This is a genomic window from Cupriavidus sp. 22TCCZM04-2 (assembly GCF_057798895.1).
Genome location: NZ_JBYOJS010000011.1, coordinates 69,604 through 88,707, shown reverse-complemented (window position 1 = coordinate 88,707; position 19,104 = coordinate 69,604). Strand labels below are relative to the sequence as shown.

Below are 19,104 nucleotides of genomic sequence, written 5' to 3'. Positions count from 1 at the left end.
AATGCAGCGTACGGCCCGAGCACGTCGGACAGCGCGATTCCGTAGTGCGCCGAAGCGTCAAGCGGCACTGCCGCCCCCCATCGTCTCGAACGAGTCAGCCAGCTCGGCCAGTGACTCGTCGATGATGCGGCCGACTTCCTCCGCGATCTCCGGTGCGAGCGCCAGGCGACGTTCGAGGTGATCAGGGATCGAGCGCAGCGTTTGCGCGACCGCGGCGTAGGCGGTGGCCGTCGCTTGGACGACCGCGGCGCGCGAGATGTATTCCTTCGACTGGATTGCGAAGTCCAGTTCAGCCTTGTCCGCCTTCGCCGCTTCGTGCCGGGCTCGTGCCTTCTCGAAGTCGACCTGCTCCTGCGGCTTTACGTAGTCCTTCGACTTCCGGCCAGCGCCGGCGCGAGCACCGCCATGCCCGTTGGCATTGCCCGGCTTAATGGGATCGAGGATTTCGACATCGGTAATCATGCTGGGCCATTATGTGCATTTAGCACTTGCTAAGTCAATATGGCCGCGCTGATTATGTCCATAATCCCTAGAAATCAAGTTCGCCAAAGCGAAAAACTCTCGAAAGCCGCGTCTGCGTTCCCCCGCACGTAGCCTATCCCTGTCGGGGCCCCCTGGCCTGCCAGCCTGGCGCCGCGCGGCACTGCAGCTACCCGCCAGCCTTTGCTAGGCAAGGCACCGCGGGCTGTTCTGTTCGCACCTGCGAAGTAGTGCGCGCCCCTGGTGCTGCGCCTGGTGTACCCCATGCCGACCCGAAGTTAGAGCTACTGAGCTGCGCGCCTGATGCAATGCAATGTTTTTACTTCGCACTTGCTAAGTTCTGCTTGCAATCTGCTTAGCAGATGCATACACTAATACTCATGGAAACGCAGTACACAAACGGGAGTTGATATGGCACTGGTTCTATTGGCTTGCGTTATCACTGGCTGGACTATCTCGCGCCCCATCGTGCGCGCACTCGGCATCTGATCTGCCTACCCTGGCATAGACCGCACAAGGAAAACAAAATGTCTGAAACTACTCGCCGCATTTACGTTGCCTGCCTTGCCTCTTATAACAACGGCGTTTTGCATGGCGCATGGATTGAAACAGAGGGAAAGGATGCGGACGATCTGCAAACGGAAGTAAATGCAATCCTGCGCACTAGCCGATTCCCTAATGTGGAGGTGGCATGCCCGGAGTGTGACGGCGAAGGGGGGCATTTTGAGAATATCCCCCTTCCGGCCAGTATCGCGGGTAGGACGTACACCACCCCCCGCGAATGGGTCATTTGCGAAACGTGCAGCGGGTCCGGCATGGTGCCGAGTGCTGAAGAATTTGCAATCCATGACTTTGAAGGATTCGGCAATCTACTCGGCGAATATTCGAGCCTTTCCGAAGTTGCAGAACTGGACGCAATGCTAGAAGAACATGGCGAAGCATTCCTCGCATTTGTCTCTGCATTTGGTGTCAGCCGGGACCAATGGGACCGATTCGAGGATGCTTATTACGGTACGGCCGAAAGCGAAAAACAATTCGCAGAAGACTATGCCGTTGAAATGGGACTGATCGACACTGATAGCCCGTTTTTCTCTTATATCGACTGGGAACATTACTGGAATGGTGAACTGCAGCACGATTTCACCATTGAAAACGGTTATGTTTTCCGCGCCAATTGGTAACACCAGGTGCCTAAATCAATTCCAATCTCTCAGGGGTACAAAATGCAAACGATCACTATTAGCCGTAAGAAACTCGCCGTTGCCCTGATCTTCGCCGCGGATAAGGATGTCCGTTTCTATCTGAACGGCGTTTATCTCGAATGCTACGCGGACCGCGTTTTGATGTCCGCAACGGACGGGCATTGCCTGGCGGCACTGAATGACAACGGGCACGATGCAGCTAATACCCTGGCATCGCATCGTCTGGAATTGATTATTCCGCGGCACATCTGCGAACAATTCAAACTTAGCAAGTCATTCCCTTATGACGATCTGACATTGACTGTCGACGATGACAACAAATGCACATTGTCCGATGGTATGGCGTCGGTGCAATTCTCGCCGATTGAAGGGAAGTTTCCCGATTTTCGCCGTGTCATTCCGCACAAGGTAAGCGGCGAGATCGCCCAATTTGACCCGGAACTAATCGCCAAATTCCAAAAGGCGATTAAAGCGGCGCACGGCAACAAATGCCGGGATGCCGTTGTCATCGGGCATAACGGCATCGGGTCCGCAACGGCCGAGATTGGCGCGGATTGGTTCTATGGTGTCATCATGCCGCGGCGCACCGATGAGCCCAAATCCGTGCCGGCATGGATTCAGGCAACGCCGGAACCCGAAGCAGCACCGGCCGCACCGGAACCCGAAGCAATCGCAGAGACTGCCGCGGACATTGCCGCAGAACCCATGCCGGAAGTGATTCAGTATTTTGAGCGGGTACCGTCCGCGGCTGTTCGGATTGTCAATGGCGCACAATGGGCTAATGGCTTGTGCGCCATGACACACCACACCGACGGACGGGTCAGTGTGAAGCAGGGAACAGACGTAAAACACCGGCGAGTCTCGCACATTCTGAACGGCGAAGCCTATCTATTGATTGGCCGCGCGGGTTCTGCGATTGCCAATACTGACAACCTGCCGTTTTGCATCACATGGAAACCCGCGGACCCTGCGCCCTATTACGTGCTTAAAAGCCCGGACAATTCCCGGCAATACTGGGGGCATGATGACACGACGGGTCCGGATGGCGCATGGGTGCATGCTGTATCGCGCGATGCTTTCACACTCGCCGCAAAGAATGCCGTTGGCACAATTGACGGCGGCGAATGGGTACCGTTTGACACACTGCCGGATCTCTATTCCAGGGTTGCAGATGTGGCGCCAGATGGAAAACTGAGGTTTTCGCCGCGCGATGTTTCCGAGTTGCACGATGGATTGACCCGCATTCTTATGTCATTCCATCCCGATGCCGGCCGCGCTGCAATGCTCCAATCGCTTAAAGAGGGGGACTGCCGCATCATGCGCGAGGTTCGCGCGCTAGTCGAGAAAATCGCAAACGATGGTTATGGCGTCGGACGCGATGAGGGGCGCAAATTGCTTGCCGCTCATTTCCCTGAATCGGTCTAACACCAGGTGCTAACGATGGAAACAATACACTATTGGTGCGACGGGTCCGGCCGGGTCAATCTCGAATTGACAGAAGCGCAAGCGAACGGCGCGCACCATTCCGGACAATGCGATACAGACGTTAAGGCGCTGTCAGAGGTGCCGGAAGTTTCCGCACAATTGGCGAAACTTGACCCGGACCAGGTGCGCGAAGCACTCGGCGAGTATGGCGCATGGGATAGCGCGGAATTGGCGGACCATAAGCAGAATCTCCAGCGCATTCTATGGCTTGCCGCGGGTGACATCGCAGACGGGAATATCTGACCATGAAAACGACTATCAATAAGCTGAGAATCGGTACGGCATTTCAGTTTGAAACGGACGGGGCCGTTTTCGTCAGATGCCGCGGGGGTTTCCGACCCGGCCGCGGGGGCACCTTGTACCCGCTTGCTCTGATCGCGTCAAACACTGCCGTACTTGTCTATAAGGCTTGAACATGCGCAAAGCCGATTACCAGACTTTGGCGGACCTTATTCGAGACATCCGCACGACGACTAGCCACGCGTCGCACTACTCAGACGAAACGCGCGAGATAGCAGTTGCGAAGCTAGAATTTTTGGCGGAAGAATTCGCGCGCCGTGCGCGCATAGACCGCGCGGCTTTCCTTGCGGCTTGCGGTATCAAGTCCTAGACTAGTCCCAAATTCGCGCGCCATACCCGCGGCGCACTACAAAAGGCGGAAAGCCCTAGGGGGCATGCTGGCTACTGGCTGGCATGCCCCCTAGGGCTTTTTGCTTTGTGGTTTCTGTTTGAGCGGTGCGCTACCTGGCGCGGCCGCGGTCCGTCCAATCCCATGCAATGAGGCTTGCCATGCTTTACCGCGCTATCTGTTACAGCACCGACGAAAACGCGCCATCCATTGAAGAAATCGTATTCATCAGCGCACCGGATCGGCGCGGCGCAAGTCAGGCACTACGCGATGCCCTGGCGCTGGTGTGGCATGTTCCGGGGGATTCCATCGGCCTTTACAACCTGGCGGACGAAAGGGAACTGATAGAGCAATCCATAGGCGGCGCACAAACAGGGGACGCGCGATTGCTGGAAATCGGATCTAGTGGCGCGCGGCCGATCTATCCCGGGCTTGCGCCGCTTTTCCTGCTTCCCCCTCGCCAGAACTGCCGCATGCTGATTGCCTGGCAAGCATTGCCCGCGCGATACGTGCCCGCGGCGCCTGGCGCGGGTATGACTGGGGATGAGGTGCCGCGCCTGGCGCTGGTGTGAGGGGGTTCTATGTCCGATTCGATCGAAACTAGGCGCCGATCGGTGCGCCATGTGACGCCAACGCACATTTTGCGTGATTCCAGGGGGCTGCCAATTGCCGCGGTCGACAGGCCCGGCACCCCACCCCTGTTGATCCAAGGGTCCAGCCAGGTCGACATCGAGGCGACCCCCGGTACCCCCCGCCGGGTTCAAAATTTCATTCCGGCCTGAACTGATCGCACCCCCGGTACCCCCCGCCGGGTTGGAAATTTCACTTCGCAGTTGCTGAGCCAGGCACCGCGGCCGGCGGCGTGGCCCGACGCATCTCGGCGCCGATGCGATCAGTCCGGCAGTGCCTCCAACGCGCGCAGCGTCTCGAACGCTCGATAGAAGTCCTCGGCTGCCGCAACGTACCGGCCAGGGGTCATGCCGATCTCTCGCAGCCGCGCCTGCACGAGCTTGCGAAACTGCGCCATCAGCATGTCGTGCGAGTCCGGCAGATGTACACGACTCAGCGACGCGACAATGTGTCCGACGTTGATGATCTCCATCAGCGCGGTACCGTGGCGGTTCTCCAGCTCGGCGTTGATGCGCTCGTGTTCTTCCGGCGTAACGCTCATCGAGCAAGCCCCCGTGCCATTGCAGCGAACGCGCCGGATGCCGCAGTCTCATGCTCGATGCGCACGACTTCACGCTTCGGCAACTCATGCAGCGTGATGTGAGCCACGGCGAATTGCACATTGGCGGGGGTAACGATTTCCTCCATCTGCCGGTCGAGCCCATCGCGGGTCTTTGCGCGGATGGTAGTGACGCGCTTTACCTCACCAGCGTCACCGAGCACGACAACGCTCCATTCCTCGCCGATCACCGGCCGTGCTGCGTCAATTCCAGGCATGCCGTTTTCCTCCAATTTTCGGGAACCCGTTTTTCCCTTGAAATTCGGCCACTGGTGCGGCCACCACGCCGGCATCGGCCTACTGCTCGGCACCGGCTTTTTCCCCAAAATTCGGGACGGCCATACCCTCCATGCCCTGCGCAGCGCGCATGATCAGCGGCACCAGCCCCTTGCCTTCCGCTTCCAGGAGGATCTGCTGCACGCGGCGCTTCGAGATGCCGAACGCCTCGCTGATCTCGGCCGTGCTCTTTCCGCGGTTCGTCAGGCCCACGATCAGGCGGTTGCGGTGGTCGACCGCTTCCATGTGCCCGCTCGGGATTGCCACCGTCTCGCACGCATAGGCAGCCACCAGGCGGCGGAATGCCAGCACGCCGATGAGCCGCGCTACCGGGTGCTCGTCCGTCGCCTGCTCGGGGACATACAGGTTCGTGCCGCCGAACCATGCGACCAGCAGCGAGGTGGCCGTGTAGCCGATCTCTGCGCTGATGTCCTCCAGCACTCCATTCACTTTCGTACGTTCCATCGTTTTTCCAGGTGGTGGGTTCCGGGTCAGGTTCCAGTGGTTCCACTGGTTCCAGCATTTCCTATTCCGCCGGGCTGGCAGCAATAAATATGTGTGTGCTTCTGATTTTTCTCTCCCTGTGTGCGTAACCTATATTTACTGGAACCACTGGAACCTAGAGAGAGAAAGCTAAGTAAATCAACGGCTTGCACAGGTTCCAGTACCTGGCTGAGAACTGGAACCTAACTGGAACCTGCAGCCGTGCACTGGAACTTTTGTGATCTATTAGGCAAATGGATCGACCGTTTCCTCCGCTTTGGCGAAAGTTGCTTCCAGCTCAGCGCGCACGTTCCGGCTCGGATTGCCTCGAATCCACACGTTCTCTGTCTTGCCGTCCCACTTCATCTTGGGTGCCTTGACGAATCCGATGCGCGTCAGGATGCGTGCAACGTCCTTGGAACCGATCGCAGCGCCCGCTTCGCTAAAGCTGAGTGCGCTCATCAGGTAGCGGGTAATCAGCACGTTCTGTGTCACACCCTCGCCGCCCTGCTCGATCGCCTCACGGACCGCCTGCTCGTCCTCCGTCATGCTCATGGCGATCATCGACTGCTTCTCATCCGTCATCGGAGCGCGCTCGTTCGGGTCGAAGGTCGCGGGTATCGGGTAGTCCAGGAGCCAACGGCGCAACTGAGCCCACTGCTTGTCGATCGCAGCGTGTAGCGTGTCGAAATAGGCTTTGAGCGAGGGGGATTCCGGGGCCACTGCCGCTTCCATCTCACCGACATCCGCGAATGGCAGGAACACCACGAGCCAGCGGCGATCGTTGTCGTTCAGCGGCAGCGCGTCGCTGAAGTTCGTGTAGCCGATGTAGTTCGTGACGTTCAGGATCTGATACTCGTCCTTGCCCTTGCGGTGCGTCGGTACCGTGTCATTCGAGATGTACGGCTTCAGGGCATTCAGGATGGCGTAGCGGTTCTCACCGGCGATGCGCAGTTCCTCGAACTGGACAACGCACGCACCCTCGGACCACCCCGTGAAGTCGCTGGCGAGCACATGCGGGCTGACCGCCTTCACGTTGGCCCCGCCCATCACGAATGTGAGCAGCTTGCCGAGCGTCGACTTGCCGTCGCCTTCAATGCCCTTGATCAGCGGTGCCCAACGGATTTTGATGCCGGGCCGCTGGACGTTGTGCGCGAACCAGTTCAGCAGTGCGAACGCCACGTCTTTGCGCCCGCCGGCGATCAGCATCAGGTGGCGCAGCACCGCCTGGACAGCACGCTTGCCTTCGGGCGTCATCTCGTCGGCCGCTTTCGGTACGCAGCTCGGGCGGTACAGGTTGACGCAGCGCCCATAGGGCATCATGTCGAAGAACCCGCGCTCCAGGCTGTTCGGGAAAAGCTGTTCCTCCTGCGGCAGATAGACGGCACGGTTGACGTGCTCGATCTCATAGTCGTCCGTCGCTGCAGCACTGGCCGACTTGTAGATGTAGCCGTCCTCGTTGCGCGGCATGTAGCGGTTGTGCTTCGCGTTGAAGCCCTGCGCAGTCAGCCACTCGTCGGTGTCGTACTTGAAGAACTTGTCATGCGTGCCGACGTAGCACCAGTCGAGCATCCAGTCGGGCCGATCGCCGTCCGCCAGGTTGCGCACGATCTTCGTCGGCACCAGCATCTTGCGCACCTGGCCGATCGGGAACGCAATGCCCATTCCCTTCAGCGTGTTGCGCAGCAGTTGCGCGAGCTGTTCTCGTTCGGCGTCCCCGAGGCGCGTGTCGGCCGCGATCTTCGGACACAGTTCCTCGCGGATGGTGCGCTCGTCGATGCCTTCACGCTTCAGCGCCTGCGTCCATTCATCGCGCGCCGTGTAGCGGTCGTCGACGGACTGCTCGGGCTCGATGCGCAGCGCCTTGACCGACGGCTGCGCGAGCACAAAGCGGAACGTTGTCGGGTTGGCTGATGTGTTGCGACCGAATGAGCGCCAGCGGTCGTTCAGGTACTTCTCGGTGGTGAACTTCGGGCTCTGCCGGCTCTTTTCCAGCCACAGCTCGCGCCCTTCTTCGCTGCCGTCCGTCTCATGGTGGATTGCCATGCCGGTACGAAGCCAGTCGTCGTACTCCATGTCGTCCGGCAGCGCGGCCAGCGCCTCGCGGATTTGGTCGTCCGACAGGCCCACCGGCGGCGTGATGGTCAGCATCCAGTCGGCGCTACCGTCGCCCACCACCGCGGGCAGGTGCTGCGGCTTGCCGAACGTCTTCTCGTACAGCGCAGTCGCGGCCGGGGTCATGTCGGCGACTAGATCGTCGTAGCCCCATAGCGTGCAGTCGTCCAGCACGTTGCCGGTGACCGTGACGAAGCCCTTCGAGTGGAACACTTCGAGCTTGAAACTATCCTCGTCAGGGCGCAGTGCCTTCGGGTTGCCGGGGATCGAGCCGCGGTAGAACGCGCGCAGGCCGTTGCCGCTCGGGCTGATCTCGGCGTAGGTGCCGTCGACCGCAGCGAGCGCATCAGGACGCACGACGCCAGCCTTCACCACGTCGTCCAGGTCGAACGCGATGACGCCAAACTGGCTCAGCGTGGCGAACCCGATACCCGTGTAGCCACCGGCGGCGCACGCACGCACCGCGTCCTCGAACGTGGCGAGCCGTGCGACATCATCTGCGCTCCCGTGCTCGTTGCCGCGGACGCCACCGTCGGCGTAGTACGGAACCTTGCGCGGCTTCTTCTCGCCCTCGATATGCGTGAGGCGCCATACCACCCAGGCTTTCAGCTCCCGGAGATAGGCGGGGATCTTCGGGGCGGTGTAGCTCAAGCGCGCCCCCGCTGCTTCATCCACTCACGCACCAGCGGCTCGTGCCAGCCACCGCGCCGGGTGCCGCGCATGCTCTGCTTCGGGAAGCCCTGGTCGCGCATGGCCGCATAGATGCCCTGCTTGTCGAGCCCGGTGATGCGTTGCACCTGGTCGATATGGATGATCGTGCTGTGCTGAGTCGTCACTGCTTCCCCGCCAGAAATGGTTAGCGCCTGCACCGCAGGCAGGATGCGGTCAGGCCGCGGCAGCAGCGTCGGCCGGCGCCTTGTTGTCGAAGCCGAGCACCGGACACATGGTGACGAGCGTGCGCAGCGTGATGATCGGTAGCGCGCCGTCCGTCTCTTTGTGCATGAGGCGGGTCGCGTCCTCGATGCCGAGCGCCGTGGCAGCCGACACGTTGGGACGGCGGCAGGTCGCCAGTTGATACAGGTAGTTCACGCTCGTCCCTGCCAGGGCGGCACAGCGTTCCCGCTGCTCGGGCGTTGCTGCTCGGATGAACAGCAGGAGGGGGGTGACTTCTTCAGCCTTTTGCATGATGGCCCGACGGATGATGTACTAGGCCAGGAATTTAGCACTTGCGAACTAAACGAGCAATGACCACTTAGCAGATTTTCGCATCTGCGAACTGCGAATCCGCCTCCAGCATGGCTTGTAGGTTGATGAGCCTATTCGGCGGCTAGCCAGCCTCGTGCCGCGCAATTTGCTAAGCAGACACCCCTCTTTTGTGTGGCTCGCCCGCCTCACACGCCCCAAAAGTAGGGTATTTGTAAGCATTTGCCACACAAATTAACGTTTATTTTTTGCGTAATTTGGTTGCAAGTTGCGCAGTTGCGAACTAAGATCGCCTCCACTAGTAAAACAATATGGTGCAACCTAAAAAATGACCAAATCGAATAGCTCTGAAGCACGTCGTGCCGAGAATCTATACAAGTTGGTGTACGAGATACACGATGGGCCTACCGACTTTTTCGAAAAGTTTGGCTACCCGACTACCTCGTACCTTGCACAGTTGATTGGCCCGAACAAGTCTCGTCCGGTTAGCGAGAAGGTCGCCAGAAAGGTCGAAACTGTCACCCGACTTCCGGAGGGTTGGCTTGACCAGACGCATCGCCAAACCGACAATGCAGCACCCGTTGTAAACACAAATGACGTGTATCGGGTCATCGCCATACTGGGAGAAATATGTAAGGCAGAGAAAGTGACGTTTGAGCCCACAAAACAGGCAGAGGTAGTCGCTTTTGTCTACGAGGCGAAACTGAGCGACAATCTCATAACACAGTTAGTGCGACTGCTAAAGTGAATTGAGCAAGTCGTAACAAAATCAATAAGATGGACGAATACCACAACGAAGTAGTGCGTCAAAGGGTCATGGGCATGGTTCTGAAGGAAGCAAACCGTGACGCTCTTGGGTCGCAAGCGAGGGGCAATGCGAGGATGAGGTACCGGACTGCTGCAGTAGCGGCAGTTGCAGGTTTCCTCGGCCTGGCAGTCGGCGGCGCGTTCGTCGACGTGGTGGACGACGAGTTGGTGGTCGTCCGCATTGGAAGCGGCTGGCACGGCGGGGACGATGAGCCCCGCCCGGTGACAACTCGTCGCCCGGCCGTGTTCAAGCAGGAGACAACTGTAGTATTGAAGCCGGCATGAAGCAAAAAGCCCCGGGATGACCGGGGCTCGTTTCTTTATAGGGGGTAGCGTATTGGCTCGCAACTGTACGGCAGCATGAGCGGATGGCACGGCACCCCATCGCCGGTCAATCGTAGCGCCAGCGGCTCGCCTGCGCTCCACAGCCGCACGATGTCCATCACATCGCGCTGACGCTGCATGCCTCGCGCATTCGCGCCCCAGGCGCACACAATCCGCGCGCCAGGTATCGCAGCCACCTCGGCGATGTGCCGATCGTTCTCCGGACCTACCGGGTAGCCGGCCAACTTCAGGTCGCGCGGATCTGTCGCGCGGAACGCGAACAGGTTGACGACAACAATGCCGCCGAATCCGCACCGCTTAGCAAAACCGATGCACTTCCGAATGGTGGGGTCATCCTCGCTCGCATCTGCTGTGCTCGGGTTCAGCATCACGAACACCATCGGCGGCCGGGCATCGTCCCAGTGCCGCCACAGCCGGTAGCGGAACCGTTCGCACTGGGAGATGATGGCGCCGCTTCTCATGGCGTTCCGAGCTTGTAGACAAACACGCGCAGCCCGCGCATGCGAGCCGCGTCGATCATACCCGCTGTGCCAGTGCTAAAGCCATCCCACACCGCAATCAGCCCGTCGGCATACTCGGCCATCTGTCGGTTGCGGATGTGCCCGGCCGCGGGGTTGTAGCCGGCAGCGTCGCGCCACTGCGCAGGGAACCGTTTGATCGGTACGTTGTGCATGCGCGCCCACTGTTCGCCCAGGCGATCGACGCCGCGAGCGGTACCGCTCACCACCTCTGTGATCGGCCACGCCGCGGCCAGTATCGCCTGGCCCACCGTAGCGAACGAGGTGATGCCGCGGCTGCCGGCAATGATTACTCTCATCGTTAGAAACGGCGTCTGCCGTGGTAGTAGGGCAAGTTGTTGCGAACCTTCGGTACACCAGCAGCTCGCAGCGAGCTTTCCAGTTCCGCCTCAGTGACCGGCCCCGCGGCGAATAGTCTTTCGATTGCAGCCTTGTCGACGTCGGTCAGCGTGCAGGTGAACTCCATCGTGGGCGGGAGTTCGAGGTCGCCAATCGCGCACAGGTCCAGCTTGGACGGGACGCTGGCGATGAACGCTGCCGCGGAGATGATCGTGCCGTCGACAATCAGCAGAGCGGAGCCGAGTTTCATTGGACCTCCTTACGTTCGTCATACGCACGCTGTGCGGCGTTCATTACTGCGTTGTAATCGCCCCTCCATGCCGGGTCGCGGGGCAGTTCCTCGTAGCTCCAGGTCGGCCAACGATGGACGATGTAATTGCCATTCTTCGCCAGCATCTCGCCGCCGCGGATCTCTAACCGCCAGGCGCCGTTCTCCACATCCGCAGCTTTGATCGAGCCGTCGGCGTTGCGGAGAACGCCTGTCAGGTAAAGCATCGCCAAACCGTCGACGAACACGATGACCGAACTACTCATCCCGCTTCTCCTTCTTCGTATCGAGCCGCACGGGCGCCATAAACATGAAGCTGAGCATGATGTCCATCCAGATGCGCGGCCCCAGGCCGAAAGCTAGTTGCCACATCAGGCACTCCCCTTTTCTTCAGCCTCGATCAGCAAGTCGATGTCCGCCAGTTGCTCGGCCGCAGCGCGCTCGACCTGGTGACGCATCGCGCGCAACGCCAGCAGCCGCGAGCTATACAACGCAATGCTGCGCTGCGTTCCGCTGACGCCCGGCATGCGATGCGGCGTGCCGATACCGTGCGAAGAAACCTCGGACCATGCGGGCTGCACCTTTCCCGTGAAGCTGTTGAACGTCCAGCCTGTCGTCGCGCCTCGACTCGGCTCGGGGACATCCGGTGATAACTTCCATGTCCATCGCAATGCGCCCATAACGCGCAGGCGCCGTTCCAGATCCTCCATGTACTGCCGCTCCCGTTTTGTCATTACCATGATGTCCTCCCTGCTTTTATTTACGGCTCGGTGGCTTATGCCCCGTCCATCACAACAACCACCTTCACGCGTAGACCCGTGTCGTCCTGAATGACCTGGCCGAGCGCGTCCAGCGTTTTCTGGTAGTGCGCCATGTCCGGACTGTTCGTCTGCACCAGTTCGTGCGCTGCGACTAGAAACTCCCTGCGGTTTGCTACGGTGCTCATGTCAGGCTCCCGTCGAGCCGAAGCCGTCCGTGCCGCGCTCGGTGCTGCTCAGCTCATCGACTTCCAGGATCTCGACCGCCGGCAGCGGAACGATCATTGCCTGCGCGATGCGGTCGCCGGACTTGACCCGAGCGTATGCGCTGCTACCGGCGTCGCGCGTGAGCTTGACCATCACCTCGCCGCGGTAGTCGCTGTCGATCACGCCGACGCAGTTCGCCAGGCGAGTGTCGCTATTGAACCCGTGCCCCGAGCGGCTGAACACCAGCATCACATGACCCTGCGGGATCTCGAATTCGAGCCCGGTGTGGAACTTCCGTGCGCGAGACTCGTTCACTTCAACGGTGCTCTCGCTGGCGAACTTTTCCATCACTTCCGCTTCTGCGGGAGTCATGCCGAGCACGCCGATGGCATGCAGATCGAAGCAAGCGGCGCCGGTCGTCTGGTACTTCGGCAGAATGGCGTCAGGATGGATGCGCCTCACGCGCAGTTGGGTGTTGCTCATTGTTGGATTCCTTCAGGTTGAACTTCTAATGCTTTCAGCGTCATGCCGAGGTTCCCGACCTTGGGTTCGACCGCGCGATAGGCTTCGCGCTGCTGGCGCTTCGTCGTCTTGTCCTGCATGTCGTCGATCAGGTTCAGCGCAAACTTCACGGCCAGCAGTTCGTCTCCGCTGCAACCGACGCGGCCGGTCTTGTGATAGCGGGTGCCGACGCTGTGCAGGGCACGCTTCGCGTCAGCGATCGCGGCCAGCGCCTCCGGGTGGTGATCGAAATGCGACCGGGCCAACCCCTCGCCTACCAGGGTGCGATACGCCAGCGTGCAGAACGAATCGTTGTTGCCCTTGCCGTGCAGGATCTTGTCCAGGTGCTCGTGCGGTACCAGCTTCAGGTTCGTGTCGCTGTCGAAGAACTGGCGAAATGCGACCGGCAGGTGGATGTGGCTGACAACCCTTTGGCGCGGGATGCGTGGTGCTCGTGGCATGGTCAGTTCAGAGTAGTGTGTTGCACCGACCGCATTGGTCGCGCAGTTTCATCGGCGTCTCGTCGTGTATCCCGAAGATGCCGCGCCGCTTGCCTTCTTCCGTCTGGAATCCGTAGCAATGCCCCTTGGCCGACTGGCGTGTTTCGCGCTTGTGGTAGCCGAGCAAACACAGAATCCGTTGCCAAAGCGGCATCCCCTTCGGGTAGTGCGGCATTGATTCGTTGCGGTATTTGATGTCGTCGCCGTCCATTACGAATTCCCTTCCGTTACGATCGTTTCCGACTTCTGCTTCGTGCAGTTCTTTCCGCACGACTCGGTGTAGTGCCGCTCGGTGCTGACCGTCGACCCGCACTTGGTGAAGTAGTGCCAGCCGCCGCTCTCGAACGCATACACCTTGCATCCGTCCGCCTCGCGGATGACGTGCGGAGTCTCGCGGGCACGACGCTCCGCAGCCGCCCGCGCCTGGTCGGCCTTGTACCAATCGGAGTCGGTGCATTTCGAGATGCCGACGAGCACGGTAGTCACCACCGCGCCCCATGTTGCGATCCAACCAATCGTTTCCATAACTTAGCCCTCCCGCACCCTGGTGAACGTAGGTTGATGCTGGTAGTTCGACACCTTCTGCTGCAGCTTCACGATGTGGCGCTCCATCTCCGCAACCATCGCTTCCGGCGTGTCGACGCTGTAGAAGTTCATGAGTTGCTTCCAGCCTTGGGGCGCCACGATCCATGCCGGCGGCTTACCGATTGGCGGCACCCACAATTCACCACCGCGGTACGCGTACTTGAGGTGTTCGAGCGTCTTCACTGCGGCCTGTTGCGCACCGGCGGCTTCCAAGTGGTCGGCAACCAATCTGCGAATCAGTTCCGAAACCTTTGGTCCATACAGTCCGGCAGCGATGTCACACCCCTCGCTCGCTTCGTCTTCGCGCACTGCATTCGAGAGTTCAGTAGCGAGCGCCGTAACGCCCATCCCGAAGCCACGAGGCCGCGCGGCAGGCGCCGCACACGGAAAGTCTTTGATGTCGTGTTCGTTGATCATTTCGGCCCCTTCACGTAGTTCCGCCAGGCTTGCAGCGACCACAGCTTCCAGTGCTTGCTCACCATCGCGTCGAACGACGGCAGGCGGCGGTACGTCGGGTAGTCGTGCTCAATGAACCATTCGCGCACCGACTTGACCTGGTACACGCGCGCCAGATTCGCCAGCGTGAGCGCGACCAGCAGCGCATATGGGATGCTCATAAAGAGCAGTTGCGTCTTGCTCATTTCGGGGATTCCCCCTCCGGGTAGTATTGGTAGACCAGCTCGTCGAACAGCGAGTCCTCGCTGATGACCAGCGTGCCGCCGCGCAGCCCCTCGACGTGCCCGACACCGCCCAACACCACCCGCTGCTCACGCAGCTTCGCGCGGACATCCATATCGCGCTGCAGGCAGTTGGGCGATGTGAGATCCGCCAGCGGGATGCGGACCTCGATCACGACTGAGCCTCGGGTGCGACGTTCACGCAGGAACCCTGGTGCGCGGCGTGGCCGCACGTCCGACACAGAGGCGGAGCTGCGGGAACCTCCGGCTCGTGCTTCGACGGGCCGTACTTGATCTCGCCGCACGCGCACTTGTACTTGCCGCGGTAGCTCATCTGGATGCGGCGGCCGTTGGGTCCGTAGCTCGCCCGCTGGAACGTCACGTTCTTTACGTGCGCCCACGAGTGCTTCGGGCCGGTGGTGCAAGGCTTCAATTTCTGCGCAGGCATTACTCGTGCTCTCCCTCGTCAAACCACTGGACGACCGTCTGATCGAACATCTCGTCATTGGAGATCACGATCCGGCCACGCTCGGCACCTTCGATCGCCAGCACGCCCTTAACCGGTGCGCCAGCCTTCTTCAAGGCATCCAGCAGGCGGTACCCGCGGGCGGTCGCGCTGATTTCTTTGCGCTGAACCTCGTTCTCGATGCGGACTTCGATCACGCCGGCACCCATCCCTCTTGACCCTTGGTAGGCCGGGCGCTGCTACGCGCGGTCGGTGCCTCGGCCAGCTTCTCCAGGCGCCCGATGCGCTCGCGCAGCATTGCGCTGGTGTGCTTGAAGTGCTCTGCGGCTGCGTCCGACTGCAGCAGCGCCAGTTGAGCCTCGCGCAGTTCGCGCGCCGCCTCATGGGCGGGCTCTTTCGCTCCGAACAATTTCATGGTGATCAGATCCAGGTGAATGCGTTGGCAAAGCCGACGGCAAGCATCAGCCCGACGGCACCCGCGGCGGCGAGCGCAATTGCATGGAATGGGCCGGGTCCGTCGTCAGCCGCAGCCAGCAGGTCGTTGTCGTTCGTCGCGCGCATGGTGCGTCTCCGGTTGTTGTGCTCGATTGCACGAGTGAATTATTTAGCAACTGCGAAGTAAAAAGCAAGCCGAATTTATCTTTTTACTTCGCTATTGCAAACTTTACTTAGCCGTGGCTAAATTCACTCGTCGCATGCCGACGCCCGAACAACCGAACCCACCTGTCCAGGACTGAAATGAGTCTCGAAGCCACTCTCCAAGCCAATACCGACGCCGTACTCGCCCATACGGCAGCCATCACCGCACTGCTCGCCGCTATGGCTGCAGGTGGCGTTGTAGCCGCTCCCGCTACGACCGCAGCCGCTCCGGCTACGACCCGGGGCCGCGGCAAAAAGAACACCGACGCTGCCGTCGATGCAGCAACTGCTAAGCCGGAAGACACCGGTCCGGACGCCGAAGGCAACCCCTCGGGCACCGTGTACTTCTATTCCGAGAAGACCGACACCGTGTACGCACGCAAGCCGGGCGAGGCTGAAGCCGAGGTAGCCGGCGCGGTCGAGATCACCGTCGCCCAGTTCCAAGAGCACTGCGTGCGTCTGAGCGCCAAGTACCAGGCCGAGCAGAACGCGAAGACGGCTGCCGACGCTGCCAAGCAGACCCCTGCAGCCACGACCGCCAGCGAAGATCCGTTCGCCGACCCGTTCGCCGCTGCCGCCCCGGAGCCTCTGACGCAGAAGCAGGTGATCGACAAGCTGATGGAAGTGAACACCGCCAAGGGCCGCGAGGCAGTGGTCGGCATCGTGAAACAGATCGGCGCCGCCAGCGTGCCGACCATCCCGGCCGAGAAGTTCCAGGAAGCGTTCGACCTGGCCGTCGCAGCCCTGAAGTAAGCCGACGTGAAGCTCCGCCCGTCCACCCCCAACCTGGTTGCTGATGCGGTCGCTGTCGCGGCTGCCGAGGCGACCGGACACGCGCGGCTCAGCCCGTCCGGCGCCTATCGCTGGTCGGTCTGCACCGCCGCGCCGATGGAGGAAGCGGGCATCTATGACGAGTCCAGCGAAGCTGCCATGTGGGGCACTGCCGCGCACCTGATCTCCAGCATCTGCCTGGAGCAAGGGATCGAGCCGGCGGCGTTCCACGGGCGCACCGTGGCGTTCCAGCCGCGCCCCGCCCGCGAGATGTTCGAGGACGAGCTGCGCGGCGGCGAGACGGTGATCCACCGCATCGTGCCCGACGACGAGATGATCGAATGCTGCACGCGCTACGTGAATTTCGTGCGCGAGCTGATCGAAAGCCTCGGCGCCTACCTCATGGTCGAGCGGCGCGTATCTATCGGCTGGATCACCGGCGAACACGGCGCCACGGGCACGTCGGACTGCGTGATCTTCACGAAGGACGAGCTGATCATCGTCGACCTGAAGGGTGGCATGGGGCAGGTTGACGCCTTCCACCTGCTGCCGGCTGTCGTCGACGTGATCACGGGTGTTGCCGAGGACGTGCCGCGCGCCGAGCCGAATAGCCAGATGGCGATGTACGCCGGCGGCGCGCTGCATGACTTCGCCTGGATGGGACCGTTCAAGCGCGTGCGCATGATCATCGTCCAGCCGCGCCTGCACCACGTCAGCGAGTTCGAGATGTCGGTGGAGGATCTGCGGGCGTACCTGCAGACGCTGAGCGATGCGGCCGAGCGGACGCGAACGAATCCCGTGCATGTGCCAGGTGACCACTGCCACTTCTGCAAGGCGAAGGATCGCTGCAAGGCGCTGCGCAACTTCGTGTTTGAGACGGTGATCGGTGACTTCGAGGATCTGAGCACGGCGCCGGTGCGTGACGTGTGCGACCCCGAACTGGGCGTGATCTATGAGCGCCTGGACATCATCGAGACGTGGTGCGAAGCCATGCGCGCTCGCGTCCGCGCCGAGCTACTTGCCGGGCGCCCGGTGATCGGCGCGAATGAGCCGTACAAGCTGATCGAAGGCAAGCTCGCCGCCCGTCGTTGGGGTGACCCGGCACGCGCCGAAAAGCTGGCCGTCGTTTTTCTCGGCGAAAACGCGCACACCCGCAAGTTCAAGTCTCCGACCCAGTTGGAGGAACTGCTGGCAAAGAAGCATCCGCAGCAGTGGGAAGTGGTCAAGCAGCACGTCGCTGAACAAGGTCGCACGCAGCCCGTCATCGTGCCCGCGTCGAATCCGAAGCCTGCACTCCCCGGCATCGTCGATGACTTTGCCGATATTTCGTCACCCGTCGCATCACTACCTGCCGATGCCGACGCCATTCTAGGTATCTGAAAATGAAAATTGTCCTGAAGCGTGCGCGCCTCTCGTACCCCGACATCCACAAGGCCGGCGATCCGCCCCCGGGCAGCGCCTCGGGTCCGAAGTTCGGCGGCCAGTTCATCATCGATCCGGTCGGCGACAACGCCACGGCGGTGAAGAACGCCATTCTGGCGGTGGCAAAAGAGAAATTCGGCGAGAACTTCGCTCAGTTCCTGAAGGCGCTGCCGAAGGACAAGAAGTGCCTGCGCGTCGGCAACGAGAACCTGGACAAGAGCGGCAAGGTGCGCGACGGCTATGCCGACATGCTGTACGTAGTGGCCCGCAACAAGGCACGCCCCGTGGTCGTCGACCAGGCACGCCGTCCGCTGACCGAAGCCGATGGCAAGCCCTACGGCGGCTGCTACGTGAACGTGTCGCTCGACATCTACGCGCTGGACAAGCCCGGCCAGGGCAAGTCGGTGAACGCCACGCTGCTCGGCGTGCAGTTTGTCGCGGATGGCGAGTCGTTCGGCGGCGCCTCGGGTTCGGCTGACGACTTCGACGACGAGAGCGGCGGTACCGGCGACGATCCGTTCGCGGAAAGCGCCGGCGCGTCGACTGCTACTGCGACCGAAGAAATCGACCCCTTCGCCTAACCACTTTACCGGGGGCGGCACGCCTGACGGATTGCACCTGCTGCGCCTTGCGAGATGCCTCGGCGCCGAGCGTACATACGCACCGCAGGAACCACCGACAGCCGGGCTCGCTGAGCTACGCCGCCCCCACCCTACACCTCAACGAGAGAAAACCATGAGCTATTCATTCAGCGCCCGTGCTGCCACCAAGTCCGAAGCCCGCGCAGCCGTCGTAAAGAAGTTCGACGAGGAAGTCGTCAAGCACCAGCCTAGCCACAAGCGCGACCGCGACGCCGCAGTGGCGAATGTCGACAACTCGCTCGCGCTGCTGACCGATGACGACACCAAGGATGTTGTGATCTCCGTGTCCGGTTCCCTGTCGCTTCTGGATTGGAGCAACCAGGAAACGTGTGCGATCAGCGGCGTCAACATCAATTGCAGCGTCGGCCACGCCACGCGCACCGCCGAGTAACTGAGCGCGAGGGGGCTTCGGTTCCCTCCCCCGCCACCATGCGCAACGCGATCACCGTCCTGTTCATTGTCATCTTCGCCGTCGACATCATCGTTTCGGTGATCGCCGATGAGAAGCCCAAAACCTGCGCCCCGGTCGTGAGCCAGGCGCGCACCACCATCGTCTGAGC

Annotated in this window: 35 protein-coding genes; 11 read left to right on the top strand and 24 right to left on the bottom strand. The window is 61.0% G+C overall.

Features of this window, described 5'->3' with window-relative positions:
• Positions 1–57: 57 nt before the first annotated feature.
• Positions 58–462 (bottom strand): DUF1441 family protein, encoded by a 405-nt coding sequence (locus tag AC3FKG_RS17475; protein ID WP_488743683.1) that lies wholly within the window; start codon positions 460–462, stop codon positions 58–60.
• Between the two features lie 545 nt (positions 463–1,007).
• On the opposite strand from AC3FKG_RS17475, the gene AC3FKG_RS17470 reads away from it, so the two are divergent.
• The 4 genes from AC3FKG_RS17470 to AC3FKG_RS17455 all read left to right on the top strand — a co-directional run bounded on the left by AC3FKG_RS17470 (position 1,008) and on the right by AC3FKG_RS17455 (position 4,367).
• A complete protein-coding gene (locus tag AC3FKG_RS17470; protein WP_488743682.1) occupies positions 1,008–1,661 on the top strand; it encodes an antirestriction protein ArdA in 654 nt (217 codons plus the stop codon).
• Between the two features lie 42 nt (positions 1,662–1,703).
• On the top strand, positions 1,704–3,107 hold the full coding sequence (locus tag AC3FKG_RS17465; protein ID WP_488743681.1) for a DNA polymerase III subunit beta family protein: 1,404 nt from the start codon (positions 1,704–1,706) through the stop codon (positions 3,105–3,107).
• 15 nt (positions 3,108–3,122) lie between these two features.
• A complete protein-coding gene (locus AC3FKG_RS17460; protein WP_488743680.1) occupies positions 3,123–3,410 on the top strand; it encodes a hypothetical protein in 288 nt (95 codons plus the stop codon).
• A 546-nt stretch (positions 3,411–3,956) separates the two neighbouring features.
• On the top strand, positions 3,957–4,367 hold the full coding sequence (locus AC3FKG_RS17455) for a hypothetical protein (RefSeq protein ID WP_488743679.1): 411 nt from the start codon (positions 3,957–3,959) through the stop codon (positions 4,365–4,367).
• A gap of 320 nt (positions 4,368–4,687) precedes the next feature.
• On the opposite strand, the gene AC3FKG_RS17450 is transcribed toward AC3FKG_RS17455, so the two are convergent.
• From AC3FKG_RS17450 to AC3FKG_RS17425, 6 genes are all read right to left on the bottom strand, one after another.
• Positions 4,688–4,966 (bottom strand): hypothetical protein, encoded by a 279-nt coding sequence (locus AC3FKG_RS17450; protein WP_488743678.1) that lies wholly within the window; start codon positions 4,964–4,966, stop codon positions 4,688–4,690.
• Entirely contained in the window at positions 4,963–5,241 is a 279-nt protein-coding gene (locus AC3FKG_RS17445; RefSeq protein WP_488743677.1) for a hypothetical protein, read from the bottom strand. Before AC3FKG_RS17445 ends, AC3FKG_RS17450 begins: the two co-directional genes overlap by 4 nt.
• A gap of 79 nt (positions 5,242–5,320) precedes the next feature.
• Positions 5,321–5,764 (bottom strand): helix-turn-helix domain-containing protein, encoded by a 444-nt coding sequence (locus AC3FKG_RS17440; protein ID WP_488743676.1) that lies wholly within the window; start codon positions 5,762–5,764, stop codon positions 5,321–5,323.
• Between the two features lie 264 nt (positions 5,765–6,028).
• Complete coding sequence (locus AC3FKG_RS17435; protein WP_488743675.1) at positions 6,029–8,548, bottom strand: PriCT-2 domain-containing protein; 2,520 nt, start codon at positions 8,546–8,548, stop codon at positions 6,029–6,031.
• A complete protein-coding gene (locus tag AC3FKG_RS17430) occupies positions 8,545–8,733 on the bottom strand; it encodes a helix-turn-helix transcriptional regulator (protein WP_488743674.1) in 189 nt (62 codons plus the stop codon). Before AC3FKG_RS17430 ends, AC3FKG_RS17435 begins: the two co-directional genes overlap by 4 nt.
• A gap of 49 nt (positions 8,734–8,782) precedes the next feature.
• Complete coding sequence (locus tag AC3FKG_RS17425; protein ID WP_488743673.1) at positions 8,783–9,082, bottom strand: hypothetical protein; 300 nt, start codon at positions 9,080–9,082, stop codon at positions 8,783–8,785.
• 346 nt (positions 9,083–9,428) lie between these two features.
• On the opposite strand from AC3FKG_RS17425, the gene AC3FKG_RS17420 reads away from it, so the two are divergent.
• Together AC3FKG_RS17420 and AC3FKG_RS17415 are read left to right on the top strand one after the other, a co-directional pair.
• Positions 9,429–9,848, top strand: a complete 420-nt coding sequence (locus AC3FKG_RS17420; protein ID WP_488743672.1) for a hypothetical protein — start codon at positions 9,429–9,431, stop codon at positions 9,846–9,848.
• A gap of 29 nt (positions 9,849–9,877) precedes the next feature.
• Positions 9,878–10,192, top strand: a complete 315-nt coding sequence (locus AC3FKG_RS17415; RefSeq protein WP_488743671.1) for a hypothetical protein — start codon at positions 9,878–9,880, stop codon at positions 10,190–10,192.
• A gap of 35 nt (positions 10,193–10,227) precedes the next feature.
• Here the strand turns inward: AC3FKG_RS17415 and AC3FKG_RS17410 are convergent, their stop codons facing one another.
• From AC3FKG_RS17410 to AC3FKG_RS17330, 17 genes are all read right to left on the bottom strand, one after another.
• On the bottom strand, positions 10,228–10,713 hold the full coding sequence (locus AC3FKG_RS17410) for a DUF1643 domain-containing protein (protein WP_488743670.1): 486 nt from the start codon (positions 10,711–10,713) through the stop codon (positions 10,228–10,230).
• Positions 10,710–11,069 carry a DUF2493 domain-containing protein gene (locus AC3FKG_RS17405; protein ID WP_488743669.1) on the bottom strand — a complete coding sequence of 120 codons (360 nt, stop codon included), beginning with the start codon at positions 11,067–11,069 and terminating at the stop codon, positions 10,710–10,712. Before AC3FKG_RS17405 ends, AC3FKG_RS17410 begins: the two co-directional genes overlap by 4 nt.
• A gap of 2 nt (positions 11,070–11,071) precedes the next feature.
• Positions 11,072–11,359 carry a hypothetical protein gene (locus AC3FKG_RS17400; RefSeq protein ID WP_488743668.1) on the bottom strand — a complete coding sequence of 96 codons (288 nt, stop codon included), beginning with the start codon at positions 11,357–11,359 and terminating at the stop codon, positions 11,072–11,074.
• Complete coding sequence (locus AC3FKG_RS17395) at positions 11,356–11,643, bottom strand: hypothetical protein (RefSeq protein WP_488743667.1); 288 nt, start codon at positions 11,641–11,643, stop codon at positions 11,356–11,358. Before AC3FKG_RS17395 ends, AC3FKG_RS17400 begins: the two co-directional genes overlap by 4 nt.
• Positions 11,644–11,748: 105 nt before the next feature.
• Positions 11,749–12,117, bottom strand: coding sequence for a hypothetical protein (locus AC3FKG_RS17390; RefSeq protein ID WP_488743666.1), 369 nt, complete (start codon positions 12,115–12,117; stop codon positions 11,749–11,751).
• A 35-nt stretch (positions 12,118–12,152) separates the two neighbouring features.
• Positions 12,153–12,323 (bottom strand): hypothetical protein, encoded by a 171-nt coding sequence (locus AC3FKG_RS17385; protein WP_488743665.1) that lies wholly within the window; start codon positions 12,321–12,323, stop codon positions 12,153–12,155.
• Position 12,324: 1 nt separating this feature from the next.
• Positions 12,325–12,825 carry a dUTP diphosphatase gene (gene dut / locus AC3FKG_RS17380; protein WP_488743664.1) on the bottom strand — a complete coding sequence of 167 codons (501 nt, stop codon included), beginning with the start codon at positions 12,823–12,825 and terminating at the stop codon, positions 12,325–12,327.
• Complete coding sequence (locus AC3FKG_RS17375) at positions 12,822–13,304, bottom strand: hypothetical protein (protein WP_488743663.1); 483 nt, start codon at positions 13,302–13,304, stop codon at positions 12,822–12,824. Before AC3FKG_RS17375 ends, dut begins: the two co-directional genes overlap by 4 nt.
• 7 nt (positions 13,305–13,311) lie before the next feature.
• Positions 13,312–13,554, bottom strand: a complete 243-nt coding sequence (locus AC3FKG_RS17370; RefSeq protein ID WP_488743662.1) for a hypothetical protein — start codon at positions 13,552–13,554, stop codon at positions 13,312–13,314.
• A complete protein-coding gene (locus AC3FKG_RS17365) occupies positions 13,554–13,868 on the bottom strand; it encodes a DUF4884 domain-containing protein (protein ID WP_488743661.1) in 315 nt (104 codons plus the stop codon). Before AC3FKG_RS17365 ends, AC3FKG_RS17370 begins: the two co-directional genes overlap by 1 nt.
• Before the next feature lie 3 nt (positions 13,869–13,871).
• Complete coding sequence (locus tag AC3FKG_RS17360; RefSeq protein ID WP_488743660.1) at positions 13,872–14,345, bottom strand: hypothetical protein; 474 nt, start codon at positions 14,343–14,345, stop codon at positions 13,872–13,874.
• The gene (locus AC3FKG_RS17355) at positions 14,342–14,569 is read right to left on the bottom strand and encodes a hypothetical protein (RefSeq protein ID WP_488743659.1); all 228 of its coding nucleotides are present in this window, start codon (positions 14,567–14,569) and stop codon (positions 14,342–14,344) included. Before AC3FKG_RS17355 ends, AC3FKG_RS17360 begins: the two co-directional genes overlap by 4 nt.
• Positions 14,566–14,781: a hypothetical protein gene (locus tag AC3FKG_RS17350; protein ID WP_488743658.1), complete on the bottom strand. Its 216-nt coding sequence runs from the start codon at positions 14,779–14,781 to the stop codon at positions 14,566–14,568. Before AC3FKG_RS17350 ends, AC3FKG_RS17355 begins: the two co-directional genes overlap by 4 nt.
• Positions 14,778–15,053 carry a hypothetical protein gene (locus AC3FKG_RS17345; RefSeq protein ID WP_488743657.1) on the bottom strand — a complete coding sequence of 92 codons (276 nt, stop codon included), beginning with the start codon at positions 15,051–15,053 and terminating at the stop codon, positions 14,778–14,780. Before AC3FKG_RS17345 ends, AC3FKG_RS17350 begins: the two co-directional genes overlap by 4 nt.
• Positions 15,053–15,268: a hypothetical protein gene (locus AC3FKG_RS17340; RefSeq protein WP_488743656.1), complete on the bottom strand. Its 216-nt coding sequence runs from the start codon at positions 15,266–15,268 to the stop codon at positions 15,053–15,055. The genes AC3FKG_RS17345 and AC3FKG_RS17340 overlap by 1 nt, the downstream gene beginning before the upstream one ends.
• On the bottom strand, positions 15,265–15,486 hold the full coding sequence (locus tag AC3FKG_RS17335; protein WP_488743655.1) for a hypothetical protein: 222 nt from the start codon (positions 15,484–15,486) through the stop codon (positions 15,265–15,267). The genes AC3FKG_RS17340 and AC3FKG_RS17335 overlap by 4 nt, the downstream gene beginning before the upstream one ends.
• Before the next feature lie 5 nt (positions 15,487–15,491).
• Entirely contained in the window at positions 15,492–15,632 is a 141-nt protein-coding gene (locus AC3FKG_RS17330) for a hypothetical protein (protein WP_488743654.1), read from the bottom strand.
• 177 nt (positions 15,633–15,809) lie between these two features.
• On the opposite strand from AC3FKG_RS17330, the gene AC3FKG_RS17325 reads away from it, so the two are divergent.
• The 5 genes from AC3FKG_RS17325 (at position 15,810) to AC3FKG_RS17305 (ending at position 19,102) form a co-directional block, all read left to right on the top strand.
• Entirely contained in the window at positions 15,810–16,463 is a 654-nt protein-coding gene (locus AC3FKG_RS17325; RefSeq protein ID WP_488743653.1) for a hypothetical protein, read from the top strand.
• Between the two features lie 6 nt (positions 16,464–16,469).
• Positions 16,470–17,861: a DUF2800 domain-containing protein gene (locus AC3FKG_RS17320; protein ID WP_488743652.1), complete on the top strand. Its 1,392-nt coding sequence runs from the start codon at positions 16,470–16,472 to the stop codon at positions 17,859–17,861.
• A gap of 2 nt (positions 17,862–17,863) precedes the next feature.
• Positions 17,864–18,484 (top strand): ssDNA-binding protein, encoded by a 621-nt coding sequence (locus tag AC3FKG_RS17315; protein ID WP_488743651.1) that lies wholly within the window; start codon positions 17,864–17,866, stop codon positions 18,482–18,484.
• A gap of 154 nt (positions 18,485–18,638) precedes the next feature.
• Positions 18,639–18,935 carry a hypothetical protein gene (locus tag AC3FKG_RS17310; RefSeq protein ID WP_488743650.1) on the top strand — a complete coding sequence of 99 codons (297 nt, stop codon included), beginning with the start codon at positions 18,639–18,641 and terminating at the stop codon, positions 18,933–18,935.
• 38 nt (positions 18,936–18,973) lie between these two features.
• The gene (locus AC3FKG_RS17305; RefSeq protein WP_488743649.1) at positions 18,974–19,102 is read left to right on the top strand and encodes a hypothetical protein; all 129 of its coding nucleotides are present in this window, start codon (positions 18,974–18,976) and stop codon (positions 19,100–19,102) included.
• Positions 19,103–19,104 lie beyond the last annotated feature (2 nt).